Annotated in this window: 3 protein-coding genes; all 3 read right to left on the reverse strand. The window is 23.7% G+C overall.

Features of this window, described 5'->3' with window-relative positions:
- Nucleotides 1-783 (reverse strand): hypothetical protein (locus tag ACOTVC_RS08660; RefSeq protein WP_421628352.1); only part of this gene is annotated, 783 nt, incomplete at its 3' end.
- Between the two features lie 244 nt (nt 784-1027).
- Nucleotides 1028-1312, reverse strand: coding sequence for a hypothetical protein (locus ACOTVC_RS08665; RefSeq protein ID WP_421628354.1), 285 nt, complete (start codon nt 1310-1312; stop codon nt 1028-1030).
- Nucleotides 1313-1347: 35 nt separating this feature from the next.
- A complete protein-coding gene (locus ACOTVC_RS08670; RefSeq protein ID WP_016818322.1) occupies nt 1348-1479 on the reverse strand; it encodes a hypothetical protein in 132 nt (43 codons plus the stop codon).
- Nucleotides 1480-1525 lie beyond the last annotated feature (46 nt).

Consider the following 1525-nt stretch of genomic DNA (forward strand, 5'->3'; position numbering starts at 1 on the left):
ATAACTAGGTGCATCTTGTTTTATAGCATTATCTTGATCTAATTCTCCAAAGTAAAAAGGATTGTTAGGAAGTTCACTTGAGCCTGTAAGGAGAGTAGAGTTTAGGAAGATTTTTGTATCTAAACTTTTAAAATCTATTTGATATTTTTCTTCTATGTCTTTTATATCCAAAACACTTCTATCTTTTGTAAAAATATCACAATGATTATCATAAATATGGATTAAATTTGACATAGAGATGAAAGAAGTATTGTTAGAATTATCTTGCAAATCTTGTAAATTTACTTTATCTAAGAATATGATTTTTATATTATTTGTCTTTAATACTATGGTATTGGTATTTTTATCATAAAATTGCTCTATGTTAAATACTTCGTTTAAAATTAAATTAACATCATTTTCCTTAGTATTAAAGCTTTGATTATTTAGATTATCTTGTAAGGAAATTTCTTTATCTAAATAGGCTTGGATATCTTTTATTTTTTCATTTCTTTTTTCTTTTAAAGTATTGATAGATTTATAAAGCCTTTTTCTAGCATCAAGATAGGTATCATTTAGATTTTCTTTATCTAGGATGAAGATCTTTGTGAAAGTAGAATTATAGCCTAGATTGTTTATAGCAGTAGTTTGGGTGAAAAGATCTTCTTGATTATAATTTATAGCTATGGAATTTTCACATTGATATAAGGCTTTTAAATATGCTATGGATGAATTTTTATCTATTGTGTCTATTTCATCATTGTTTATAAAAGCAAGTCTTGTTATAAATAATTCTCTATCCATTTTTTTCTAAATATTTAAGATAAATAAATATTATATCAAATATATTAAATTTTTGATAGTCTTTAAAAATTTTCATATATCACATAAACACTTGAGATCAATATAGGAACATTACACACAAATCCTATAAACCAACTTAATTTTTTGCGTTTTTCTTCTGTGCTATAACATTTAAATAAATAAGCTTGTAATAAACAAGGAAGTATAAAAAATGTGATTACTAAAAAAAACATAGTTGCAAAGGTTAAAAATTTAAAATAATTACGCACTCTATATTCTTGCGGTGATAATTTTCAACTTCTGGAGGATCAAGCAATACAAGCGATTTATAAAATTCAAGATCATAGCTAAGATAAAATATGATAACAATAGCCATAAAAAAGATAATAAAAGATATTAAAAAATAAGATTTTACAAATTCTTTTATATTAATCTTAATCCAATAATTTAAAATAGAAAAGACAATAAGAACGCTTAGAGCTATAAGATAAAATTCTATAACACTGCAAGCAAGAATAAATCCTATCAAACCCAAAAAATAGAAAGTGTAATATCTTCTCCCATTTAAACTCCTGTATTATAAAGCACATTATAAGCTTTATCTTTAAAATCAAGCTTAGTGATAAAATCTTTACTATAAAGTCTAAAATCCAAACCATAAGGAGTGAATTTTTGATAGTCTTTAAAAATTTTCATATATCACATAAACACTTGAGATCAATATAGGAACATTACACACAAA

The organism is Campylobacter sp. GB48, from assembly GCF_049221845.1.
Lineage (GTDB): Bacteria > Campylobacterota > Campylobacteria > Campylobacterales > Campylobacteraceae > Campylobacter_D > Campylobacter_D lari_C.

Coding starts and splice junctions, on each gene's coding strand:
- ACOTVC_RS08670 (WP_016818322.1), bottom strand. CDS start 1,479: ATGAAAATTTTTAAAGACTATCAAAAATTCACTCCTTATGGTTTGGAT.